General features: G+C 67.6%; 24 protein-coding genes. 6 read left to right on the top strand and 18 right to left on the bottom strand.

Going from position 1 to position 19,947, the window contains the following annotated elements; genetic code table 11:
• Window positions 1-211 precede the first annotated feature (211 nt).
• From ACZ45T_RS05545 to ACZ45T_RS05520, 6 genes are all read right to left on the bottom strand, one after another.
• Window positions 212-1,045 carry a hypothetical protein gene (locus ACZ45T_RS05545; RefSeq protein ID WP_468437751.1) on the bottom strand — a complete coding sequence of 278 codons (834 nt, stop codon included), beginning with the start codon at window positions 1,043-1,045 and terminating at the stop codon, window positions 212-214.
• A 5-nt stretch (window positions 1,046-1,050) separates the two neighbouring features.
• Window positions 1,051-1,377: a hypothetical protein gene (locus ACZ45T_RS05540; protein WP_369476656.1), complete on the bottom strand. Its 327-nt coding sequence runs from the start codon at window positions 1,375-1,377 to the stop codon at window positions 1,051-1,053.
• Between the two features lie 65 nt (window positions 1,378-1,442).
• The gene (locus ACZ45T_RS05535; protein WP_468437749.1) at window positions 1,443-1,739 is read right to left on the bottom strand and encodes a hypothetical protein; all 297 of its coding nucleotides are present in this window, start codon (window positions 1,737-1,739) and stop codon (window positions 1,443-1,445) included.
• On the bottom strand, window positions 1,739-2,794 hold the full coding sequence (locus ACZ45T_RS05530; protein WP_468437747.1) for a major capsid protein: 1,056 nt from the start codon (window positions 2,792-2,794) through the stop codon (window positions 1,739-1,741). The genes ACZ45T_RS05535 and ACZ45T_RS05530 overlap by 1 nt, the downstream gene beginning before the upstream one ends.
• Window positions 2,795-2,804: 10 nt before the next feature.
• The gene (locus ACZ45T_RS05525; protein ID WP_468437745.1) at window positions 2,805-3,221 is read right to left on the bottom strand and encodes a head decoration protein; all 417 of its coding nucleotides are present in this window, start codon (window positions 3,219-3,221) and stop codon (window positions 2,805-2,807) included.
• A gap of 127 nt (window positions 3,222-3,348) precedes the next feature.
• Entirely contained in the window at window positions 3,349-4,026 is a 678-nt protein-coding gene (locus ACZ45T_RS05520; RefSeq protein ID WP_468437743.1) for a hypothetical protein, read from the bottom strand.
• A 516-nt stretch (window positions 4,027-4,542) separates the two neighbouring features.
• On the opposite strand from ACZ45T_RS05520, the gene ACZ45T_RS05515 reads away from it, so the two are divergent.
• Window positions 4,543-5,397: a hypothetical protein gene (locus tag ACZ45T_RS05515; protein WP_468437741.1), complete on the top strand. Its 855-nt coding sequence runs from the start codon at window positions 4,543-4,545 to the stop codon at window positions 5,395-5,397.
• Between the two features lie 180 nt (window positions 5,398-5,577).
• Here ACZ45T_RS05515 and ACZ45T_RS05510 read toward each other — a convergent pair whose 3' ends face one another.
• Complete coding sequence (locus ACZ45T_RS05510; RefSeq protein ID WP_468437739.1) at window positions 5,578-6,417, bottom strand: hypothetical protein; 840 nt, start codon at window positions 6,415-6,417, stop codon at window positions 5,578-5,580.
• Window positions 6,418-6,554: 137 nt separating this feature from the next.
• Between ACZ45T_RS05510 and ACZ45T_RS05505 the strand changes: the two genes are divergently transcribed.
• The 4 genes from ACZ45T_RS05505 (at window position 6,555) to ACZ45T_RS05490 (ending at window position 8,367) form a co-directional block, all read left to right on the top strand.
• The gene (locus ACZ45T_RS05505) at window positions 6,555-6,728 is read left to right on the top strand and encodes a hypothetical protein (RefSeq protein ID WP_468437737.1); all 174 of its coding nucleotides are present in this window, start codon (window positions 6,555-6,557) and stop codon (window positions 6,726-6,728) included.
• Window positions 6,729-6,786: 58 nt separating this feature from the next.
• A complete protein-coding gene (locus ACZ45T_RS05500; protein ID WP_468437735.1) occupies window positions 6,787-7,026 on the top strand; it encodes a hypothetical protein in 240 nt (79 codons plus the stop codon).
• A 13-nt stretch (window positions 7,027-7,039) separates the two neighbouring features.
• Window positions 7,040-7,603, top strand: a complete 564-nt coding sequence (locus ACZ45T_RS05495) for a DUF6233 domain-containing protein (protein WP_468437733.1) — start codon at window positions 7,040-7,042, stop codon at window positions 7,601-7,603.
• A 239-nt stretch (window positions 7,604-7,842) separates the two neighbouring features.
• Complete coding sequence (locus ACZ45T_RS05490; protein ID WP_468437731.1) at window positions 7,843-8,367, top strand: hypothetical protein; 525 nt, start codon at window positions 7,843-7,845, stop codon at window positions 8,365-8,367.
• Window positions 8,368-8,712: 345 nt separating this feature from the next.
• On the opposite strand, the gene ACZ45T_RS05485 is transcribed toward ACZ45T_RS05490, so the two are convergent.
• A complete protein-coding gene (locus ACZ45T_RS05485) occupies window positions 8,713-10,530 on the bottom strand; it encodes a hypothetical protein (RefSeq protein WP_468437729.1) in 1,818 nt (605 codons plus the stop codon).
• 418 nt (window positions 10,531-10,948) lie between these two features.
• On the opposite strand from ACZ45T_RS05485, the gene ACZ45T_RS05480 reads away from it, so the two are divergent.
• A complete protein-coding gene (locus ACZ45T_RS05480; RefSeq protein WP_468437727.1) occupies window positions 10,949-11,221 on the top strand; it encodes a hypothetical protein in 273 nt (90 codons plus the stop codon).
• A gap of 3 nt (window positions 11,222-11,224) precedes the next feature.
• On the opposite strand, the gene ACZ45T_RS05475 is transcribed toward ACZ45T_RS05480, so the two are convergent.
• From ACZ45T_RS05475 to ACZ45T_RS05430, 10 genes are all read right to left on the bottom strand, one after another.
• Window positions 11,225-11,560: a hypothetical protein gene (locus ACZ45T_RS05475; protein ID WP_468437725.1), complete on the bottom strand. Its 336-nt coding sequence runs from the start codon at window positions 11,558-11,560 to the stop codon at window positions 11,225-11,227.
• A 131-nt stretch (window positions 11,561-11,691) separates the two neighbouring features.
• The gene (locus ACZ45T_RS05470) at window positions 11,692-13,230 is read right to left on the bottom strand and encodes a terminase large subunit domain-containing protein (RefSeq protein ID WP_468437723.1); all 1,539 of its coding nucleotides are present in this window, start codon (window positions 13,228-13,230) and stop codon (window positions 11,692-11,694) included.
• Window positions 13,230-13,766: a hypothetical protein gene (locus ACZ45T_RS05465; protein ID WP_314250997.1), complete on the bottom strand. Its 537-nt coding sequence runs from the start codon at window positions 13,764-13,766 to the stop codon at window positions 13,230-13,232. Before ACZ45T_RS05465 ends, ACZ45T_RS05470 begins: the two co-directional genes overlap by 1 nt.
• 153 nt (window positions 13,767-13,919) lie before the next feature.
• A complete protein-coding gene (locus tag ACZ45T_RS05460) occupies window positions 13,920-14,429 on the bottom strand; it encodes a hypothetical protein (RefSeq protein WP_314250999.1) in 510 nt (169 codons plus the stop codon).
• A 66-nt stretch (window positions 14,430-14,495) separates the two neighbouring features.
• On the bottom strand, window positions 14,496-15,905 hold the full coding sequence (locus ACZ45T_RS05455) for a ParB N-terminal domain-containing protein (RefSeq protein ID WP_314251001.1): 1,410 nt from the start codon (window positions 15,903-15,905) through the stop codon (window positions 14,496-14,498).
• Window positions 15,898-16,569, bottom strand: a complete 672-nt coding sequence (locus tag ACZ45T_RS05450) for a ParB N-terminal domain-containing protein (protein ID WP_468437719.1) — start codon at window positions 16,567-16,569, stop codon at window positions 15,898-15,900. Before ACZ45T_RS05450 ends, ACZ45T_RS05455 begins: the two co-directional genes overlap by 8 nt.
• A gap of 125 nt (window positions 16,570-16,694) precedes the next feature.
• Window positions 16,695-16,841 carry a hypothetical protein gene (locus tag ACZ45T_RS05445; protein ID WP_468437717.1) on the bottom strand — a complete coding sequence of 49 codons (147 nt, stop codon included), beginning with the start codon at window positions 16,839-16,841 and terminating at the stop codon, window positions 16,695-16,697.
• A 440-nt stretch (window positions 16,842-17,281) separates the two neighbouring features.
• Window positions 17,282-18,091 (bottom strand): methyltransferase, encoded by an 810-nt coding sequence (locus tag ACZ45T_RS05440; RefSeq protein ID WP_468437715.1) that lies wholly within the window; start codon window positions 18,089-18,091, stop codon window positions 17,282-17,284.
• Window positions 18,088-18,429: a hypothetical protein gene (locus ACZ45T_RS05435; RefSeq protein ID WP_468437713.1), complete on the bottom strand. Its 342-nt coding sequence runs from the start codon at window positions 18,427-18,429 to the stop codon at window positions 18,088-18,090. Before ACZ45T_RS05435 ends, ACZ45T_RS05440 begins: the two co-directional genes overlap by 4 nt.
• Before the next feature lie 60 nt (window positions 18,430-18,489).
• Complete coding sequence (locus ACZ45T_RS05430) at window positions 18,490-19,614, bottom strand: ParB/RepB/Spo0J family partition protein (RefSeq protein ID WP_468437711.1); 1,125 nt, start codon at window positions 19,612-19,614, stop codon at window positions 18,490-18,492.
• Window positions 19,615-19,947 lie beyond the last annotated feature (333 nt).

The raw sequence follows: 19,947 nt of genomic DNA, 5'->3' as shown, positions 1-19,947 counted from the left end.
GCACTGCTCGCCGCCCGACCGGAGCGAGCCGGTGCGGTGCCCGAGAGGGCCGAACCGGAGGTCCCCAGGGCCCGCGGCCGGGGCCGCCTCGGAGCCCCGGGTGGCTCCGAACGAGTACCACGACTCGACCTGCTCAACCGTCAGCTCATCGGCACACAGATACACCAACGAGCCCCACACCACATCCGTCACGCAGATGCAGTTGCAGTATCTAGTCGGCGAACGTGACCGCTCCGCTTTCGATGTCCGGACGAGGGCCGAAAGATCGGCGGCAGCGCGGGTGCGCGATGGGAAACTCTGCGGCCTCCTCGACGCTTCGGATGGTCCGGGCCGCCTTGTCGGGGTCCTGGTGGCTGACCCATCCGCAGTCCATGCCGTCGAAGACCTCCACGTATACGACGCCGGCCTCACGGGAGCGGTTGAGGGTGCCCGCGTTGTAGGCCACCGCGCTCTTCGCCAGGGTCGCCGCCTCCGCCCAGGCTCGGACCGGAACGCGGGCTCCATTGCGGTAGACGACGTGAGCCAGCTGGTGATCGTCACGGAGCCGCGCTGCAAGGTTCGCGGCCGCCTGCTTGGCGGTGACGTTTCCTGCGGCCAGGAGCGGGACTTCGCGTCGCGCTGCTGCCCGCGCGGCGCGGTAGAACGCCGTGGCCATCCGCTCGGCCTCTTCGGACCGGCGGAGGAAGTCCGCGTACGAATCGCTGGCCAGACTGAGGAGCGCCTCTCGGTGGATCATCGTCCATGTGAACCGTGCTCCGAGCCGTGCGGCAGCATGCTCGGCACCTTGCTGGTAGAGGTGCGGGAGCTGCCTGCGGACGAATGCGAGGGCCTCGGTGTCGACCTCGCGGCGGAACGCCTGGATGGCGCGCTTGAACTCCTCCAGTATGAGCAGCACCAGGCGGCCGCGGGGCTGCTGTTCGAAGGTCTTGAGTACGCGTTGCTGCTGCGCGGCGAGTCGGTTCCAGGCTTCGTCGAGTACGGCCGCGACGCGCCGAGCGACTTCGTCCGGGTCGCCGGGCACCAGCGGCGGCCAGTCGTACGCCATGGCGGCTACCGAGTCCGGTGGGCCGGTACGAGCGGCGCGGTGACCAGCTCGATGCCTGGCTCGCCGATGACCGGATCATCAGGGGCCGAGGTGTCGGTGAGCGCAGCAAGCTGGCGTTCGAGGCCCTGGAGGTTGTTGCTCTGGTCGATGGTGACGACGCCGTCGACCGTCATCCTCAATGGTTCGGCCAGCAGGTTGGCGCGGCGTTCGGAGAGGACCTCGCGCGCGACTTCCCGGGCGCTGGCAAGTCGTGCGTAGCGGGCGGTGAGGTCGGTCTGGTCGGTGGTGGGCCCGAGCTGGGCGAGGAGCCAAGCGAGGACGGCAGGGTTCACGGGCTCTCCTTGCGAAGCAGGGGGACCGCCGCTCGTGGCGAGTCGGCGGTCCCGGTCGGGTAGGGCTACGTGGTGGCGGTCTTGCGGCGGCGCTGCGGAGTCGGCGCTGATTCCGGATCGGGGTCCGGCTCCGGCTCCGGCTCCGGCTCCGGCTGGGGCGATTCGTCCGGGGCGAAGCCGAAGGGGGGCGGTCCCTCGTCCTCCGCCTGGTCCTCGGGCTCGGGCAGCACGCCGCTCTCCCAGGCGCCGGGGTTGGTGATCTCGGCAGCGAGTTCGGGTGCCGGTTCCTCACCGGGCTCCAGGACCACCCACTCCCGGGTCGTCGGATGCTGGACGTGGACAGCGGCAGAGAGGCGGGCCATCAGATCACCTTCGCAACGATGTGAGCGTCCGGGGTGTGCAGGACCGGCATGCCCACGGCAGCGCCCTTGGTCCAAATCTGAACCGGGTCGTCCTGCGCGCCGCGGGTGATGACGATGCCCGGCCGGTCCTCCTTCGTGATCTCCGGGTTCGTGCCCCGCGAGAGGGCGAGAGCCTCGGCCGTCACGCCGAAGATGCTCTGGCCCCACTTGGAGCGGTCCGGGGGCAGCAGGATCCACCGGTCCTCGGGCAGCACCTTGGTCTGGACGCCCTCGACGCGGACCTGGCCCTTGTAGAACGTGACGGGCGGCAGACCGTAGTTGTCGCGGACCACGTTGATCTGCTGCGGCGTGAGCGTCGCCGTCGGCGTGTTCGAGGGGTTGACGCTGCCGTAGTACGCCGCGCGGTAGGCGTTGTTCGCCGCGAGGAACGAGAACGCCTTGCGGCTGGTCAGCACCATCTCCGGCGCTGGCGCACCGCGGTCGTCCAGGTACTGGATCCAGGCCAGCTCGTCCTTGATCGGATCCGACGTCGGGTCGGACCACAGCTTCGGCACCGTGGGCATGTTGCCGGCCGGGACGCCCCAGTCCACTTCGATCGTGAGCCCGTTCTCGGCGGCGAGGGTGAACTTGCCGTCGGTCAGCACGTCGCCCCAGGCGAGTTCGATGCGGGAGCGGATGGCCTCGACATGACGCTCGGTGTCGTCGTAGAGGAGCTCGATCAGCCGGTCCTCGTCCGCACCGCGCGACGCCTCCAGGAGGATCTGCTCCTGCTCGCCGACGAGCAGCTTCTGGCCGAGCGGGGGCAGCATGCCCTCGCGCGTGGTCTGCCACGCCTCGCGGGTCGCGAACGGCACGGACGCGTCGAAGGCCCGGTACTTGGCGACGTTGACGTACCGGCCGTTGTCCTTGACCCGCCACTTCACCTCGTCCTGTTCCAGGGTCGGGATGATCCCGCCGGCCTTCGAGAGCAGGTGGTCCGCCTGGGAGGGGATGGCGCGGGCGAAGGTGGTCAGGTCATTGACCGAGACGTTCTTGATCAGGTCCTGAATGGTCATCGTCGTCTCCTCACACGAACCGGATCTGCGGGCCGGTCACCGACGCGGTGACCTTGGTGGTGTCGATGCCGCCGGGCACCTTCGCCGTGACGACCACGCCGTGCCACAGCAGCGCCGCGGGCACCTTCGCCGCCGACGGGGCGTACAGGGTTTCGGCGAACAGGAAGCCGGCGAGGTTCTGGCGGCCGTCGGCTGCGGCCGGGTCGAAGGACCCGTAGAGGCCGGAGGCGGTGATCTTCCCGACCGGCGCTCCGGACAGGACCCGGCCGTACGGCTGGCTGGTGTCGGTGGACGCCTGGATGTGCGCGGCGGCGAGCTTGGAGACGTCGAGGGTGATCGTCTCGGTGGAGTCCGTGCCGTGCAGGCTGCCGAGCCAGGACCGGTCAGCGGTGTACGACACGGACGTCGTGATGGGCTGGATGGTCACAGCCTGTCCTTCCGTGGGACGCGAAGCGGGGCAGGCGCACACCAGGAGTGGTGGCGTCGTCCACGGAAGGACGGGGCGTGGTCCCCTGGTCCGGCTTGCCCGCCGGTGGGAGTGGCTACCGCGTGGCTCACCCGGAGACGAACCCGCGGCGGCGGGCCATCTCCAGACCGGCGGCGCCCGGTCGCGGCGGCACTCCCCCACGGCTCGGCGGGCCCCCAGCGGGCGAGCCTCCGGGCGCCGGCGGCGGGGTCTGCTGCCCGAAGAGGCTCGGCCGTCGTTCCTTGAGCTGTTCAGCAACGGCGGCGACGGCGGCTTCGTCGGCTTCCGGCTGATCGACGAGGGCCCGCTCGACGAGGACGACGGCGTCCGCCAAGTCCTCGCCGCTTGCCCCCAGTCCGGCGAGCACGGCACGGCGGACCGCTGCCCGCTCCCGGGCCTCCGCATCGGCGAGGCGCTGGCTGGCCTGCCGCTCCAGTTCGGCCGCCGCCTGCTCGCGGCGCTCGACTTCCGACAGGGCTGCCTGGTCTGCCTCGCGCTTCATGGTGATGAACGCGCCAAGCGCCTCGGGGGTGTCGAATCCGAGGTCCCCCAGGAGCTTCTTCACGGCTGCTCGTCCGCCCTGGGTCTTCTCCCGGGCAAGGAGGCGGTTCAGGTCGTCCTGGGTCACGGTCGGGGCGGGCGGATCCGCCGGGTCTGCGGGATCGGCCGACGGGTCGCTCGGGGCGGCACCGAGAATCGGGTAGATCGGGCGACCGTCTCGGCGGTAGCCGACCGGCGCGAGCGGCGAAGGGAGCGGGCGCGTCATGCGTGAACCTCGTCAAGGTCTCCAGCGCCCCCACGCCGTTGATCAGTTTAGCCCCGCCTCCAGGCCGGGCCGTTTCCTGATCGGGCAGTTTCGGGAGCCACCACCAGGCTTGACTGAGCAGCCTCCCGCTACGGTGCTGCCAGAGCAGAATCGAGGGGGGATGCTGTGGGACACGATCAATCCGGCCGGCGGGCTGACTTCAGCGAGCGAACCAAGCGCACACTGGCGCTACGCTCCGCATTCCGCTGTTCGAACCCTGGTTGCGGCGCGCTCACTATCGGGCCCGGTACGGGTGCCACGGACGTCGAACTCACTGGCACCGCCTCGCACATCTACGCCGCAGCCCCCAACGGCCCTCGTGGCACGGGTGGTCTGTCTCATTCCCAGCGGAGTGACGCGTTGAATGCCATCTGGCTGTGCGCCCAGTGCGCCCGACTAGTCGACACCAACGCCGGAAACGCCTACCCCGCATCGCTCCTTCGCGGCTGGCGAGATCTACACGAGACCAGGATCCGCATGGAGCACGGAGGGACCTCTCGCCCGTTCGGATGGATCCACTCCATCGAAATCCATGACGATGTCTGGCTGAGGGAACCAACAACCGTGCGGTTCTCGCGATGCAACATGATCCTTGGCGCCAACGGCGTCGGTAAGACACACTTCCTCTCGCTCCTTTCCGCGCTGGCATCACCATCAACGATCATGGAACGAGTAAGCCGTCCGAACTCAAGAGTGCATGCATCGATTAACTGGTACGACCCTCAGCCCCGCTGTGCCGAATTCAGGGCCGAGGGGGATCAGTTACGTTTCTCCGCCGACGGAGTTGAGGTGCCGTTCGTCTCTCAGCCATACCGAATCATCCACCTGCCCCATGATCAGTGGTCACATGTACCGCGCGCGATAGATGACCTTGCAGCCACGGTGGGCCTGGATGAATGGGCAGTCAGGAAACTGGCCTTGAGCGTTCCGGAGATCGTAAGAGGAGCTGTCAAGCGGGTCTGGATCCAGGAAGGTCAACTTCGGGCTGAGTACGTCAGCGGCAGCCAGGTCATGAAGGATCAGGGGTCTCATCAATCGCTCCGCAGCACCGTCGGCCTTGAAGTCCTTGTCGCCCTTGCGGAAACATACGCCCGGACGCAGCCAACGCTCCTACTCATTGACGGCCTGCAAAGCGGCATCTACCCCGACTTCCGCCACTCGTCGGAACTGCTTAGCTCGCCCGCCCGTGGGTTTCAGACGGTAGCCACATCGACCAGGGCCGACATATCACTCGATCCAGAGTGGACGGTATCTCGCATCACTTATGACTCAGACTTTCCGAACTTGAAACGGCGATGGGCGCGGGTAGTCCAGGACGAGGCCGATGTCTGAGCGAGCTGTTAGCGTGGTCAGGGCCGCATTGACCTGCGGTATCGACGGGGGTGGGGCCGCCCATCAGTAACCCGCTCCTCTGGCAGGAGCGCGCCGAACGGGGTCGTAAGCTCGCCTCGCTCTCGTCGGATACCTCTCGGCGCTCCGAAGCCTCCAAGGGTCCTGGCCTGCTCCCCTGGGTCAATCCGTGTTCGGAGGCTGCTCCTTTGCCAGAAGGGCGAGGAGCTGATTGGCGGCTGCCCCGACCTGACTGTCGGAGAACTCGTCGGCCATCCGCTCCAAGACGTCGGTGAAGATGCCTACTTGGACTGAGCGGGCTTCCTCCGACGAGCCAAATACCGAACGGTGAAGGATCTCGCCAATCGCGGCCGAAACTTCGGATGGGACGCGCGTTCCGGTCAATCCCTCTCGGAAGACCTTCTCGACGATCAGCTCTTCGACGACACGGGTCGCCTCGATCTGACTGTTGCCGCCGAACCGGCTGGTAGCGGGCGCGACCGGGTAGTCGGGCAGGTAGCCCAGTTCGCGAGCACGTGCGAGCCATCGGCTGGCCGTGATCTCGCTGACCCCCCACTGGTCCTTGATGACCTGCCGTGGCGCTCGGTCGGTCAGCTCGGCGTCGATGCAGAACCAGGCGACCTGAAGGAAGTGCTCGGCCGGCCAGGAGCGGCCGTTCTTGACCGACTGGATTCTGGCCTGGGTGTGGAGATCGTCGACCTTGTTGCCCCATTTCTCTCGCAGCGCGCTCTTGACCCGCCCGAGGATGGTCCCCGTCGGTGCGCGTCGAACGGTGTCCCGGGTAATCGCCTCGGGGCTGTCAGCATCCCGTGGCGCGATCGTCAGCCTGGTGATGGCGGGCTTCCCGTGCACCATTCGCCCTTGGACGTGGTAGACCCATGGGCCCGGAACGTCGGAGTAGGTAACGTCGACAAGTTCCTCACCGTTGGCGAAGGCGCGTACCCATCCCGAGGTCCCCTCTCCGACGAACGACAGGGCTGCGGTGGGTGTCTCCTCGACCATAGTGATAACCCCCTTTCCATGTTGTCGGCCTCAAAGCCTAGTACTGGACGACCCGAGGCGGAAGGCTGGAACCAACAAGGACGCCTCCCGGGTCAGCTCCGGGAGGCGTCGAGGTCGCCTTGAGAGAGGGCAACAGCATGAGCGTAGGCGAGGGCGGGCGCGTGGACGAGGACCTGTCACTGCGTTGGGTGGTAATCCTGCTGGTCAGCGGGATCGCCGGCGTCGTGGTCGGCCGGAGCGAGGGCCTGGGCGCGGGAATCTCGGTGGCGATCGGATTGGCCGGTCTCCTGCATCTGGTCGTCCGCCGGTAGATCGGTACCGGCTCGGTCGGGGATGCGGAAAAATTCGAACACGTGCTCTAATCGGGCCATGGCTCGAATCCGCTTCCCCGACGATCTCCTTCAGATCCAGATCGGCCTGATCCGTACTTACACGGCGCTCTCGGACCGTCCCGCCGCGACCAGCCCGACGGCGCTCCGGCACCAGATGATCATCCTGATGTGTCAGCTGCACGCCCACCCGTTCTGGGCCACGCGCGGGGTGTCGACAGCCGCCATGCTTGAGCTCCGGCGGCAAGCCCGTGCGCACCGGTGGGTGACCGCCGCGTAGGAAGGCGCCTCCTGTGGCCATCCCGAAGGCAAGATCCACGGCACCGGTGCCCAACAGCGTGCCGCACCGCGCCTTCACGCCGCCGCCGGTCCGGATCCTGCTTCCCGGCGGCGAGGTGACCGGTCTGCTCTGGGAGCGAAAGCAGCTTCCGGGCGGATGGGTCTACCTCGTCTCGGTCGACCTGTGGGTCTCCGATGAGGACGGGGTCATGACGACGGCGCCGGCGCGGATGTGGGTCGATGCGCCCGGCCATGCCCGACCAACCGACGGCGTAGATCCGTCGGTGTACGCGGCCGTCCCCACGAGCCCCCTCCCGACGCCGGACTCCGTGGAGCGCGAACTCGGCCATCGTCGCCCGCCGGGCTGGGTCTCGAAGTCCCTCGGTCGCCGCGGTCCCGACCGCGCGGTCCTCCACGCCGTCGACTGTGCCGACGCCCCGACTGGCGTTCCCGCCTTGACCTGGGAGCAGGCTCTCGATCTTGCCGAGCGGCCGGGTATCCGCCTGTGCTCGTTGTGCGGTGCCGCCCTCGAACTCGAGCCTCTCCTGAAGGGCTTCGACAACATCGGCGGCGACTGATCCTCCCGGAACTGTCGTCGCATTCAGCGGACGGGAGACACGCAGCCCCCCTTGAGGGCCTAGCCGCGTTTGCGAGGCCAACCTACTGAATTTACCCTGAAAGTATCCGAGTGGCTCGCGAGTTGACCGGCCAGTTCGACGACACCACCCGCGGCGGAAGCTTGGGAGGTGGGTCTTTGGATACCAAACACACCCCGGGTCGCTGCCTCCACCTAACCCTATGGTTCATCCTCCTGGTCGTGGCCCCCGCTGGTGCGTTCATTCGCAAGATGACCAGCGCGGGGGGCAGTTGGGAACAGATCATAGGTAGCACCACCTTCCTGACGGCCGCCTTGATCATTCTCCTCGGCGGAATGCTGGATCTCCAACTTTCCCCCGCACGATCAAAAGTGATGCTTTGGGCAAAGCCGGTGATGATGGCACTGTCCATAGGCTTGATCGTTGACTCGGCCGATCTTTACGGCCACTTCGCGTCAGCAGAGGTTGATCACCAATCGGTTCCCACCAGCTTGTCCTGGCAGGCATTCGGGGTGTTCGCCTATGCTGTTACTTGTGGGATATTCGGCGTATTGTGCGCAGTGCCTTCGAAAAAGTGGCTGGCCGCAGTCGAACAGGACGTCGGCGACCGGGCCATAGCCGAGTACAACTCCGGAACTCGCCAGGCGAAACACCCCCGAGCCCCGACGAAGACCGCTACACCTAGGACCCCTGCCAGTACGCTCCAGCGCGAGGCAGAGAGATATGGAGACCAGGATGTGGAATGACCTGTTGGTTCCTGGCCTACTGACGGCTGGGGTCGTTTCCTGTGGCATCCTGATCTTGATTAGCGACCGTCGCGCCCTAAGGGCCCGTGCGGACCAGGCACGCACGCGCGAATCCAACGGCAAAAGTGATCACTCTACCGCCACTACCCACGATGACTCAGGCAGCCAAGCAGCCGGAGCACTCCGCGGTCGCGTAGGCCATCGCCAATCCGTTACCTCTCACCGCCATTCGCACAGATAGTGACGGCCTACATGCGCATTGCAGGCACAACAGGTGACCCTCCGCTCATGATCTCAGCGTCCGGCGGATCGGTGTAGTTCGCCTTTCCAGGGGGCAGGCAGCCCCTAGTTCGTTACAGGGATTAGAGGAACGGGCGGAACAGTAGCGGCCTCGGGAAGCCCCAGGTATTCCCGCACGGCTCCGTTGTCGCCGGTGGCGTCAGCGAGACGGGCTGCGGCGTCGAAGGACCGGGACTGGATGCGTTCGATCTCGTCCTGCGCATCGTCGATCGGATACCCGGCGTCCTGGAGCATGCGCACGCCGGTCTCTACCGAGAGGACTCCGGCACCGACGCCCTTGACGACTTCCTCAAGGATGGCGGCTCGGTCGGTCGGGGTGTGGGGACCCCAAGCCAGGTGTGCGGGCGCCGACTCTCCCACCGGCCAGCCCTGTGCCTGACCGGCCTGGTGGAGGCGCTGCACCATGCGCAGCATGATCGCGTACTTGTGGGCGCGGGCAAGCCGCATGGCGGCGACGAGCGAGTCGAGCGGCCCCAGGGCGAGTTGAAGTGCGTAGCCGGACGGCAAGGCGGTGGGATCCAGGGTGCCGAGGCCGGCGGCGGTGATGCGGCTGTTGGCGGCGATCCTGTCGAGGACGTGGTCGACGCGGGAGCGGAGTTCGGCGAGCTGGGCGGAGGTGTCGAGGACGTCCATGCGGCCGCCGTCATTGAGTTGCCACACCGTGCCCGCCCGGACCTTCACCGGCAGGGGCTGCCCCGTGTTCCGGTCGATCGGGAGTCGGGCGCCGGCGAGCCCGATGATCGGGGAGCCGGTCGTGGCGCTCGCCCCGGAGGCGTCCGTGTCTGTGGCGGACAGCTCATCGAGGGCCTGGAGGACGGTGGCCAGGGTGGGCTTGCCCCAGTGGTCACCGGAGTGGGGGATGTTGTTGGTGATGTGGATCAGGGGGATGAAGTCGACCTGGAGGTCGAGCCGGTCGAGGACCTCGCCGTCGGAGCGGGCTCGGAAAGTCGCCTTGTGGAGGGGCAGGTCGTACAGCAGGTCAGAGTGCTTGAGGTCGTCCAGGTCCCATTCGGCGTCGGTGAGGTAGCACGTGTACGCCGAGGGCCGCCCTGCCGCCCACGGGTAGGCGCGGGTGATTACCCCAGTCTTGGGATCCTGGACATCGCCAGGCACAAGCAGCGCGACACCGTCGTCTCCGGCAACAGGCTCACGGAAGCGAGCTCCGTCCTTGTTCGTGGCGGGGCGGCTGGCCGGCGCGATCGGCGCGAGCTCGTAGGTGATGCGGCGCAGCCTCGCCTTCGTGCCGCGGCGTACGTCCTCGGGGATCTCCCAGGCGAGGTGCACGCGCGTCGGGAACTCCCCGGAGTCCTGCTCATCGTCCGGCCACTCGGCGAAGTAGAGGCCCGGGTCCCAGGTTCGGAGCAGAACGCGGCCCTTGGCGGGGTCCCAGGCCAGGGAGTAGACGGAGTCGCCAAGGAGGATCGCGGTCCGCTCGGCCTGCTGGAGGCGAAGCGGCAGGAGCTCCTTCTCCGCCCAGGCCCGGAGACGCTCTTGAACGGCGGCGGCCTCGGCATGCCCTTCGGGCTGCTCGCCGGCGGCCTGCTCCGCACCGGGAACGGTGATCGTCTGCTCCGAGCCGAGCAGGTAGCCCAGCGCGGTGTCAATCAGCTTGCTCGCATCGCCGAGCTCCCGCCGCTCCCCGCCCGCGCTGTCGTCCCCGGTGATAGCGGCGACCTGGCCAGCCTGGTTGGAGTCGTAGGCGGCCAGCAGCCGGTACGCGGACAGGCGCCGCAGGTCCTCATCCGGGACCCATGAGGACGTGAGGTCGGACCAGGCGTTGCGGCCGGGGCGGCGGGGGTCGGCCATGACCGGCTTGTAGTCGAGCCAGCTCCATACGTCGGTGATCAGCTTGCGCAGGCCCACAGCGTTCTCCAGGCGGTCGGCCCCCGCGCCGCCTGTTCAGATTACGCGCGTCCTCAAGCCTGGCAGTTTGCCGATTCCCCTCCTCCACCTCGAATCGCGGAGTCAGACTTGCGGCTGGCACGCATACACCGCATCGAGCCTTCACTTGGGGGTGGGGCGATGAGATGGATTGAAGTGATCACGCCTGTAGTGGCGACAGCATTGCTCTACTTGGCCTCGTCGGGCACCCGGAGCGTCTTGCGGACTGTCTTCCATCGCCCGCGCGATACCAGCGTGATCATCCGCCGAGGTAGCGAGCGGGTGACGGTCACTGGAGCCAGCGAGGAGGAAGTTCAGGCACTCCTCGCCGCCCTTCTAGCCGAGGCGGCTCCTAATCCCCCTCCTGCCACCCGGACAACAGACTCGGAGGAGGGTAGCGATGTCTGAAGAGGCCATCCCCGCCTCCACTACGGTGGCAACCGAGCCAGCCACGCCTGAGACGCAGGTGACCACAGTCACCCCGCACTTCAAGATGGTCTTCATCGGGGTCTTGGTCATCACGCTGCTCACCCTGTTGGCGAGCATCTGCATTGGCGTCTTCGTCAAGGAGCCAACCGAGGCCGCCAAGTCGGCTATGGACACGTGCTCGACACTCGCTCAGCTCGGCTTTGGCGCGATGGTTGGCCTCCTAGGCGGCAAGGCCGTGCAGTGATGCTCAGGGGGCCGCCTCAGCCTCGGCGACCGCTGCGGGATGACCGGGCAGGCCAGGTACCGGGAAGCTCGCGCAGGCGCCGACGAACGCATCACGCGCGCCTGCGGTCCTCTCCTTCCCTCCCGTGTCCGTCCACCGCTGCTCGCATTCAGCGCGGGTGGGGCTTGAGGCGGAGGCGGGTATGCCGTCGGCCAGCTTGCGGCGCTGGGCGAGCAGTGCCTCCCGGCGGCCCTGGTCACCCGCAGCCTTCAGCTCGGCAACGTGCCGGTCCCGCTTCTCCTCGAAGGAGGGCTCCCTAGGTGCGCCCGCGCACGCCATCAGCCCTGCCCAGAGGGCCATCCCAACAGCGGCCGCCCGTGCCGCTCTTCCATTCATCAGCATGATCGCGACGCTATACGGGGCCGTTTCCTCATCGGGCCGTTTCGGCACCGGTTTCCACAGGGCTGGGGATATCCACGACTCCCCTGGGGCTACCTCCGCCCATCGAAGCGACCGTCCTCGGTGTCGTTGACGATGACGTCGAGTTGGTCGGGGTCCGCGAGCTCCGTCAGGCCGTGTACCGCAGCGTCCATCCTGTCGGGGCTGTCCATGCCTTCGACCCAGGTGACCATCTGGTCTTCGAGTTCGGTGTACTCGCCGACGTGGTGGACGAGTCCCTGGTCGTACAGCTGCGCCACGGGCGCGGCTCGAAGCCGCTTGCCGACCTTGGCAGTGACTTCCAGGATCATCGGCATGAGCAAGCCCTTGGTGACGCCGTCGGCGCGGAGCTGCTCCCACGCCTGCCGAAGAATCTGCTTGGCCATGTCACCGCCGTAGTTGCTTTCGACCACGAGGGCATCTGCTTTGAGTTCGAGGGCGAGGCGGCAGGCGGCTATGCCCCAGTCGTTGGCGCCCATGGGGCCGGACCTGTCGGCCAGCAGGTAGAGGTGCCGGTCGAAGTCGCGGCCAAGGCCGATGATGCCGGTCTCGTCGTTCACGGTTGAGTCGCCTCCGGCGGGGTCGACGGCGACGACGATCCGGGCCATGTCGAGGCCGGAGAACTGGACGGCGTTGATACGGGCGGCCTCGATCCACTTCCGCTTCCAGACGCCTCCCTCGGGCGGGCGCGGCTTCTGCATGTAGAGGGCTCCCCAGACGCGTTCGCCGACGCGCTTGCGGGTCTTGGCGTGATGGGTCGTGTCGAATCGCTCGGGCCAGAGGGGCTGGCCAAGGGGGCGGCCAAGGGGGTCGTCGGGGCTGTCGGCGAGGGCGGGCAGGTCGATGACGTGCCAGGCGTCCCGTTCTGTTGCGAGGATGCGGCCGGCGAGGTCGTCTTCGTGCCAGCGGGTCTGGATGACGCAGATCGCCCCGTTGGGCTCGATGCGGGTCTGGAGGACGGAGGTCCACCAGTCCCACGCCCGCTTGCGCATGGTCGGGCTGTCCGCGTCAGCCATGTCTTTGACGGGGTCGTCCACGATGGCGATGTGGGCGCCGCGGCCGGTGAGGCCGCCGCCGATGCCTGCGGCGAGGAGGCCGCCTTCGCCGCCGGCGATGTCGAACCGGTTCGCGGCGGAGCTGCCCGCCTTGAGGTGGATGCCGAGGTCTTCGCCCCACGTGAGGATGGCGTCGCGGATCCAGCGGCCGTGGTCGTCGGCCAGGTCGGAGGAGTAGCTGGCGATCATCATGCGGTGGCCTGGGTTGCGTCGCAGGTACCAGAGCGGGGCCCACCGGCTGGCTCGGCGGCTCTTGCCGTGCCGTGGGGGCATGGTGAGCATGACGCGGTCCAGGCGCCCTTCGGCCATGTCGATGTACGCCTTGTCGATGAGGTCGAGGTGCGGGGCCTGCATCTCGCGGCCGTCGGTGAGGACGGCGGCCAGGGCGCCCGGAGAGCGGTCCATGGCGAGACGTTTCTCCACGACGACGAGCTGGGCGCGGAGTTCCGGGGAGGCTTGTGCGGCGATGGCGCGGCGCTGCTCTGGGGGCAGTGTGCGGTAGTGCGCGAGGAGTGCCTCGCGGTCTCGGCCGGTCATCAGCTGTCGGCCTGGTCCGTGAGGTCGATGAGCGCGGCAAGTTCGTCCACGGTGGTGTTCGCGATCTGGACCGGTCCGCCCTCGGGGCCGGCGAGCTCGGTCCTCGTGGGCATGTCGAGGCCGAGGAGACGTGCGCGGCGCTCCATGACGCGAAGGGCGCGGTCGATCGCGGTGAGGTCCTGGTCGCGCACGACCTTCCTGTACGCGACCAGGAAGAGGCGGTCGAGCCGGTCTGCCTCAAGGGCCCGCATCTCGTCGACGTCGTGGTTCAGTTCGGTGCGGCGGTCGTCGAGGGCCTTGCGGACGTCCCGGCAAGCGGCGTGGATGAGGGCCTGGTCGTCGGGGTGCTCTTGGCCCTTGCGATACCGCTCGATCCCGTAGCCCTGGGGGTAGGCCACCCCGTCGGCATTCACGGCTGGGTCTGCGGCCAGCTTCCTGGCGATGGTCAGCCAGTCGACGCCGGCAAGGCGTAGGTCGATGGCGTCCGAGCGGCGGCGCGCGATGGCCGCACGCGCGGCTTTGTCAGGGCGTCCCACCGCGGGGCTCCTCCACAGCTCGGTGCGCCCCCGCGCCCGGAACCATGATCGCACTCCAACAGGATTGCCCGGATGGAACGTCGGTGAGGTTCACGGTTCGGGCAGAACGGCTGCGACCGTCCGGCCCCGGAGGCGGGGCCGGACGGTGCACTGCTACAACAGCGTCATCTGTCCGGGGACGCTGCCCGTTCCGAGGCCGCGCGGGCGCTCGCCTGGGATCGTCACAACGCCCGCGGCGCGCAGGTGGTGGGCGAACTGCCAGTTCCGGCAGGTGGCGAACCGCTTGTCGCCGGCGTTGGGGTCGTCGGGCGGGATGTGCTTGTCGGTGAACGGGATCGGCCGGGCGTCGGTGAGGGTGACCTTGAGGTCCTTGACCTGGATCTCCACGTGATAACCGGGCGCACGCTCGAAGGCGAGGTGCGGGTTGTCCTCCCATCGGTAGGGGCCGGTGGTAACACCGCACAGGTAGTACGCGATGGCGTACCGGTTCGCGTCGAGCGTGGTGGTGAGGTCCTGCGGGCCGTCCTGTTGCACGTCCCGGCTGTAGGGACCGTGCAGGGAGCGGGCGCAGTGCTGGGTGAGGTCGATACCCGTGACGTACTTGAGCCACAGGTAGTGGTAAAGCCTCTCCCCGCGTTCAATTCGGATTGTTGGCGACTTCACTGAATTCCCCCCTCGGAAATGAAACATTCACCCTCTAATTATATAAGAATTGGAGGGAATTCCGATTTATGCATTTCGTCGCTCACACATGTCCAAAAGGGTCTGCACGAGCGGCTTGTGCCGGTTGTGCCGGTATCCCTGCGGGTACTCCATGTTGAATTCGATTTCGAGCGACTCGCGACGAACAGCGGGGTCGATGGGGAGCGGCCGGCGACAGCGTGCGTAGATGTTCCCGCCGTTCGGATTGCCCAGGATCTCCACGTCGGCGAAGTATCTCGACAGCAGCGCACGCAGGGTCTCTGGGGTGTGGAACTTCTGCATGGTCCACACCCCACTGCGGAAGGTCGCGGCGAAGCCGTTCTCGTCCAGGAACTCCAGGGCTCGCCGGTAGTTGCCGTTGTTCCGGTGCTTGCGGCCCGCGAGCTTCCGTTCGACGGAGCCGAGGGAGCGCGTGCCGGTGTAGAAGACGCCCGAGGCGTCGAGCAGCGAGTTGCAGGAGGCGATGACGTGCTCTTCGAACTCCAGCGAGGTGACGGAGTTCAGGACACTGTCGAGGACGACGACGTTGTAGAGCCCGTGGGCCTGGACGTCTCGCTGGAGGTCCCGGATGTGGGACACGGTCGCCGCGATGTCGAGCGCGTTTTTCTTGCCGGAGGCTTTCACGTGGGGCTCGTACCAGTGGGCGTCGTGTCCCTGTTCCTTGAGGCGCTTGATGTACGCCGCTTCGCCGGCGCCGAAGTCGACGATGCGCTGCCCCCGCTTGATTTCGGGCAGCACGTAGCGTTCGTAGGTGGTGGACTTGTGGGAGTCCCCTTCGTCGCCGCCGAGGCGGTGCATTTGGCACCAGTGTTGGTTGTACGCCTTGATGCCGAGCTGGGTGTAGTCGTAGACGCCGTAGTCGCCTTCCAACCATTCGATGAGCTCGTCAGCCTCCTGCACGGACACGCGGTAGCACAGCACCGGGTATTTCAGATCGTGGCCCACGACTGCGTAGTCGTTGTTGAGGATGACGCGGCCCGCAGAGTCGGCCACGATCGATCCCCAGGGCCCGTACCGGGTGACAAGGCGGCGGATCTCTTCCTGGATGGCGGCATTGCCGCGCGCCGTGATGGCGATGTCCTGGGGCTCGATCCACTCCCACCCATGGACGTCATCAGCTGCGATAGGGGCACGGACCCGAGAGCCGTCGGTTTCCACGGAGTTGTGGAGGAGGTTGAACTGGACCTCGTCGTGCGTGGTCACGTGCTTGCCCAGCAGGAGGGCGGGCACGGTCTGCTCGCCGTTGGCCTTCAGGCTCTTGGTGCGCTGGTGACCGGCGATGAGGATGCCGTTGCCGTTGACGATGACCGGCTTGACGCAGCCGAACAGTGCCAGGCTCTGCTTGAGGCGTTCAAAGGCGTCCTCGGACAGGCGCCGCGGGTTATAGGGAGCGGGCTTCAGGCCGGCCAGGGGGAAGTCCGCGACGAACTCAGGCATCGGCGGCCTCCTGGTCGTCGCCGGCGGCCACCCCGGTGTCGAGGAGATAGTGGCCGAAGCCGGAGTCGGTGCCGCGGCGCTCGTAGTACGCGGTGTGGGTCGTGTTGAGGCGTTCGACCTCGTCCACGGTGATCTGGACTCGGGTCGTGCCCCACTGGATGAAGCCCCACTGGAGGTGCTCGTCCTTGATCTTCTCTCCCTCGCCAGCGATGGTCTCGGCGGGGAGGACCGCGGGCAGGGAGGTGTCGAGGAGCTCATCGAGAGCTGTCTGGTCGTAGCCGGTGCCGTGGAGGTCCGGGAGTTCCTCGAGGATCTCGGCCAGCAGGGCCGAGTCGTAGCCGGCGAGGTCCGAGGTTCGATTGTCGACGACCACGATCCGGGTGGCAGCCTCGTCGTCGACGTCGACCCACGTGGCCGCGATGATCTCCCACCCGAGGTCGACGGCGGCCTGGAAGGTGTGGTTGCCGGCGAGGATCTCGCCGGGGCGCCCGGTGTGGGTGCCCCGGTTAACGACGATGGCCTTGTACTGGCCATTCACGGTCAGCGATTCGCGGATGGAGGCGACGTCGCCGTTCCGGGGATTGCGGTGGAACGGCGTGAGGTCGGCGACGGGCACCGCCAAGGGCAGCAGCTCGTCGGGGATGTTGGCGGGCGTGGCGTTCACGGGCGTGGCGTCCCTCTTGTAGGCCGTTCCCCGCGCCCTACACAAGATCAAGCCTAGCCCCGCTTGCTTGGACACGGAGATACGGAAGCGGGCGCCGATCAGGGCGCCCGCTTCGCGGCTTCGTGTCAGCGGTTGTTGCAGCGGCAGATGCCGGGCGGCCAGCACCACGAAGAGCACGAGTTGCACCACATGGCGCCCGGTACCGGCGGCGTCCGGTCGGGGGCGCTGATCTGCCCTGCCCCGGAGGTGCTGGTCGGCTTGCCCTTGGTCATGACGCTCGTTTCCTGGATCGGGTGCTGATCGCCGCTTCGAGTGCGGCCAGGTTGCGCGGCCCCTCCGGATCAGGTTCACGGGGCCGCAACTTGGCCGGGAGCCTGTCCCTTTCGGCGAGGAGCCGCAGGTATAGCGGGTAGTCCGCAGGGTCGCCGCGGTAGTTCGGATCAACGTGGTCGTCGCCCACGTGACGCTCCTTCTGCGCGGAATCCGCCCCCGGTGGGGGCGGATTCATCACGGTCATGAGGAAGGTGGCGGGCTTCTCCGTGGTCTCGCTGTGGAACGAGGCCGGTGCCTGGCGGGCAGGGCGCGGGGGGTTGGCCACCCGCCAGGCACCGAGGAGTTGCCGCATGCCACGGCGTCGCTGGTCGGCGTCCTCGTACCGCCGACCAGCAAGTAGACACTAACACTTCGCAGTGTTGGTATCTATCTTTTGGGGTCAGAAGAGGCCTTCCTGAGATGCCCTCTGCTCCGACACCGGCGCCTCGGCGGTACGACGCCCTGCCAGCTCGGACAGCTGCGGGCGCACGGGGATCACAGTCAAGACGGTGCGGATGCCCTTGAACCAGTGATCCGGTAGCGGCGTGATGGTGCCGCGGGCTTCGCGCACCTGGGTTCGGAAGTCCGCCGCCAGCGCGTTGGTCCGGAAGGTGAGGCCAGCGAACATGACTGCTACGAGCAGCCCGTTGGGGCGGACGTACCGAAGTGCTCGCTGCACGTGGCGGATGTCGAGCTGCTTGGCGAACGGCGGGTTCATGACCACCCGGTCGTAGCGCGCGGACACCGGCAGGACGAGGAAGTCCGCGACGGTCACCTGCCGGGCGTATCCCTGGCTCCGGATGATCTTGGCGCGGCGCGGGTCAAGCTCGACACAGTCAACCACGCCGCCACGATCAGCGATCCGCTCGGCCATGGCGCCTATACCGGCAGACGGTTCGAGGACTTCCTGTCCTGCTTGCAGGTCGGCAAGGTCGAGGATCTCGTCGACGAGCGCAGGCGGCGTGGGGAAGTAGCCGCGCTCGGCGTCGGTGGTGACCTCCCCCTCTGCGAGCAGACCGGCGATGGCGTCGGCCGCGTTGGCGGGGAAGAGGTGGCCGCGCTTCTTGCGGTCCCACCTTCCCCCGACCGCCGAGAGGGCAAGGTTCACGCGCTGGTAGAGGCGGTCTTCGAGCTGTCCGGTGAGGTACAGGGCCGACCCTTCGCAGCGGGCGGCCCGGATGGCTTCGAGCACGTCGGCGTCGATCTTCACGATCGGTCCTCGTTTCCGTCCTGGACACGGGAGGCGGCGCGCACCTGCACCAGCTCGGCTTCGAGTTCGACGAGCCGGGCGGTAACCATGAGCGCGAACCGTGTGTCGACGGACCCGCCGGCGGCGCGGAGGAGTTCGGCCGTAGCGCAGCGGGTGAGGTTGTCTGCCTCGCGGGCGGCCTCGTCCCCCTGGCCGGCGCGGGCGAGGATGAGGCAGGCCGCCGCGCGTTCGACGAGGCTCTGGACTTCCGGGTCGTACTCCTTGAGGGCGTTGCCCGGCGTCGGTGCCGAGAAGAGGCCCTCGCGGACGTTGCGCATGGAGTGGATTTCGTTGATCACTGCGGGCTCCTTGGAAGGGGGCGGGCGGCCCGTTGGGGGCAGCCCGCCCTGGAGGGTTGGTCAGGCTGCGGACTCGGCCGTCTCGGCGGCGATGTCGGTCGGCTCCGGCTCAGCCTCGGCTGCCTGCGGCTCGGCGGCGCTCGCCGGGTCCGCCTCAGCGGCGGCCTCCGTTCCCTCGGCGTCTGCGCCGCTGGTGGCGGCTGCTACCAGCGCCTCGGCTTCTGCGGCGAGGTCCGGCGCCTTCGCCTCGGCGCTGACGATGATGGAGCTGGCTTCCGCGTGGGCGACGGCCTGGCGGACCTGGAAGCGGGCCTTCTCCAGGTGCTTGGCGGCACGGTCCAGCTGCTCCAGGCGCTGGCTGACCTCCCCGGTGAGCAGCTTGGAGAGGTGCTGGGCGTCGGTCTTCGCGATGCCCTCCAGCAGGGCGCACAGGCGCTCGATCTCGTCGAGTGTGGTCTTGGCCTTGGCGGTCTCCTTCGTGCGCTCGGCCTTCTGCTCGGGGGTCATCTCCTCAACGTCGACCATGGACTGCTGGGTCGCCGCCTTCTCCTGCTTGCGCATGGCGTAGGCGATGTGGACGAGCTGGTTGTCGGTCAGGTCTCCCTTCTTCCACTTCTCGAAGACGCCCTTCTGGTTGTCCTTGGACAGGGCGGCGATCTGCACGGCGGCCTGGGTGCCGATGTGGGCCAGGTTGACGGCGGAGGCGATCTCGGGCCGCAGGCCGAGGAGGGCGAGGCGGGCGTTCACGTAGGGCACCGTCTTCGAGACCTTCTTGGCGACGATGAGGACCGCGTCCTTGTGCTCGATGTCCGGGCCCTGCATGTCCACGAGCTTCTTGAAGCCCTTGGCCTCTTCGAGCGGCAGCATGTCGGCCCGGTTGATGTTCTCGACCATGGCCTTCTCGAAGGCGGCCGCGTCGTCGATGGCCTCGCCGTCGGCACCGGTGATAATGCGGGCGTCGATGGTGATCTTGCCCGCGATCTCGTGGGCCCGGAAGCGGCGCTCGCCGGCGACGATCTCGTACCCGCCGGCCTCGCGCTTGCGGACGACGATCGGCTGGAGCAGGCCGTGCTCGTTGATCGAGTCGGCGAGCTCCTGGAGCTCGGCCTCGTCGAAGTGCTCGCGGGGCTGGCCCTCGTTGCGGTGGATCTGAGCGAGCTTCAGGCTGGCGTGCTTGGTACCCATCTGATTCTCCAAGAGGTCGTTCGGAGTGAGGTTTCCTCCCCACTCCTTCTGTTTCTATTCTATATGCACTCCTGAGGTGGGTCCACATTTGCCTGAAAGTTTCTGCACGTCAAAGGCCCGGCGCGACCAGAAGGTCACGCCGGGCCCGGCTCACTCTGCCCCGCTGCACACCCCGGAGTTCAAGCGGGGTGGACCTGGTCGCCGCCGGGGAACGGCCGAGGGGGCGACGATCGCGAGGCCGGCGAGCAGGTCATGCGCTGCATCGCCCCCGAGGTCTACGCACCGCTCGCCGCGCGACTCCCCCAGTCGCGCAAGCACCCTTTCCAGTTCGAC

The sequence above is a fragment of the Streptomyces sp. NPDC030995 genome (assembly GCF_055571215.1).
This window is presented reverse-complemented; position numbering and strand designations above follow the sequence as displayed.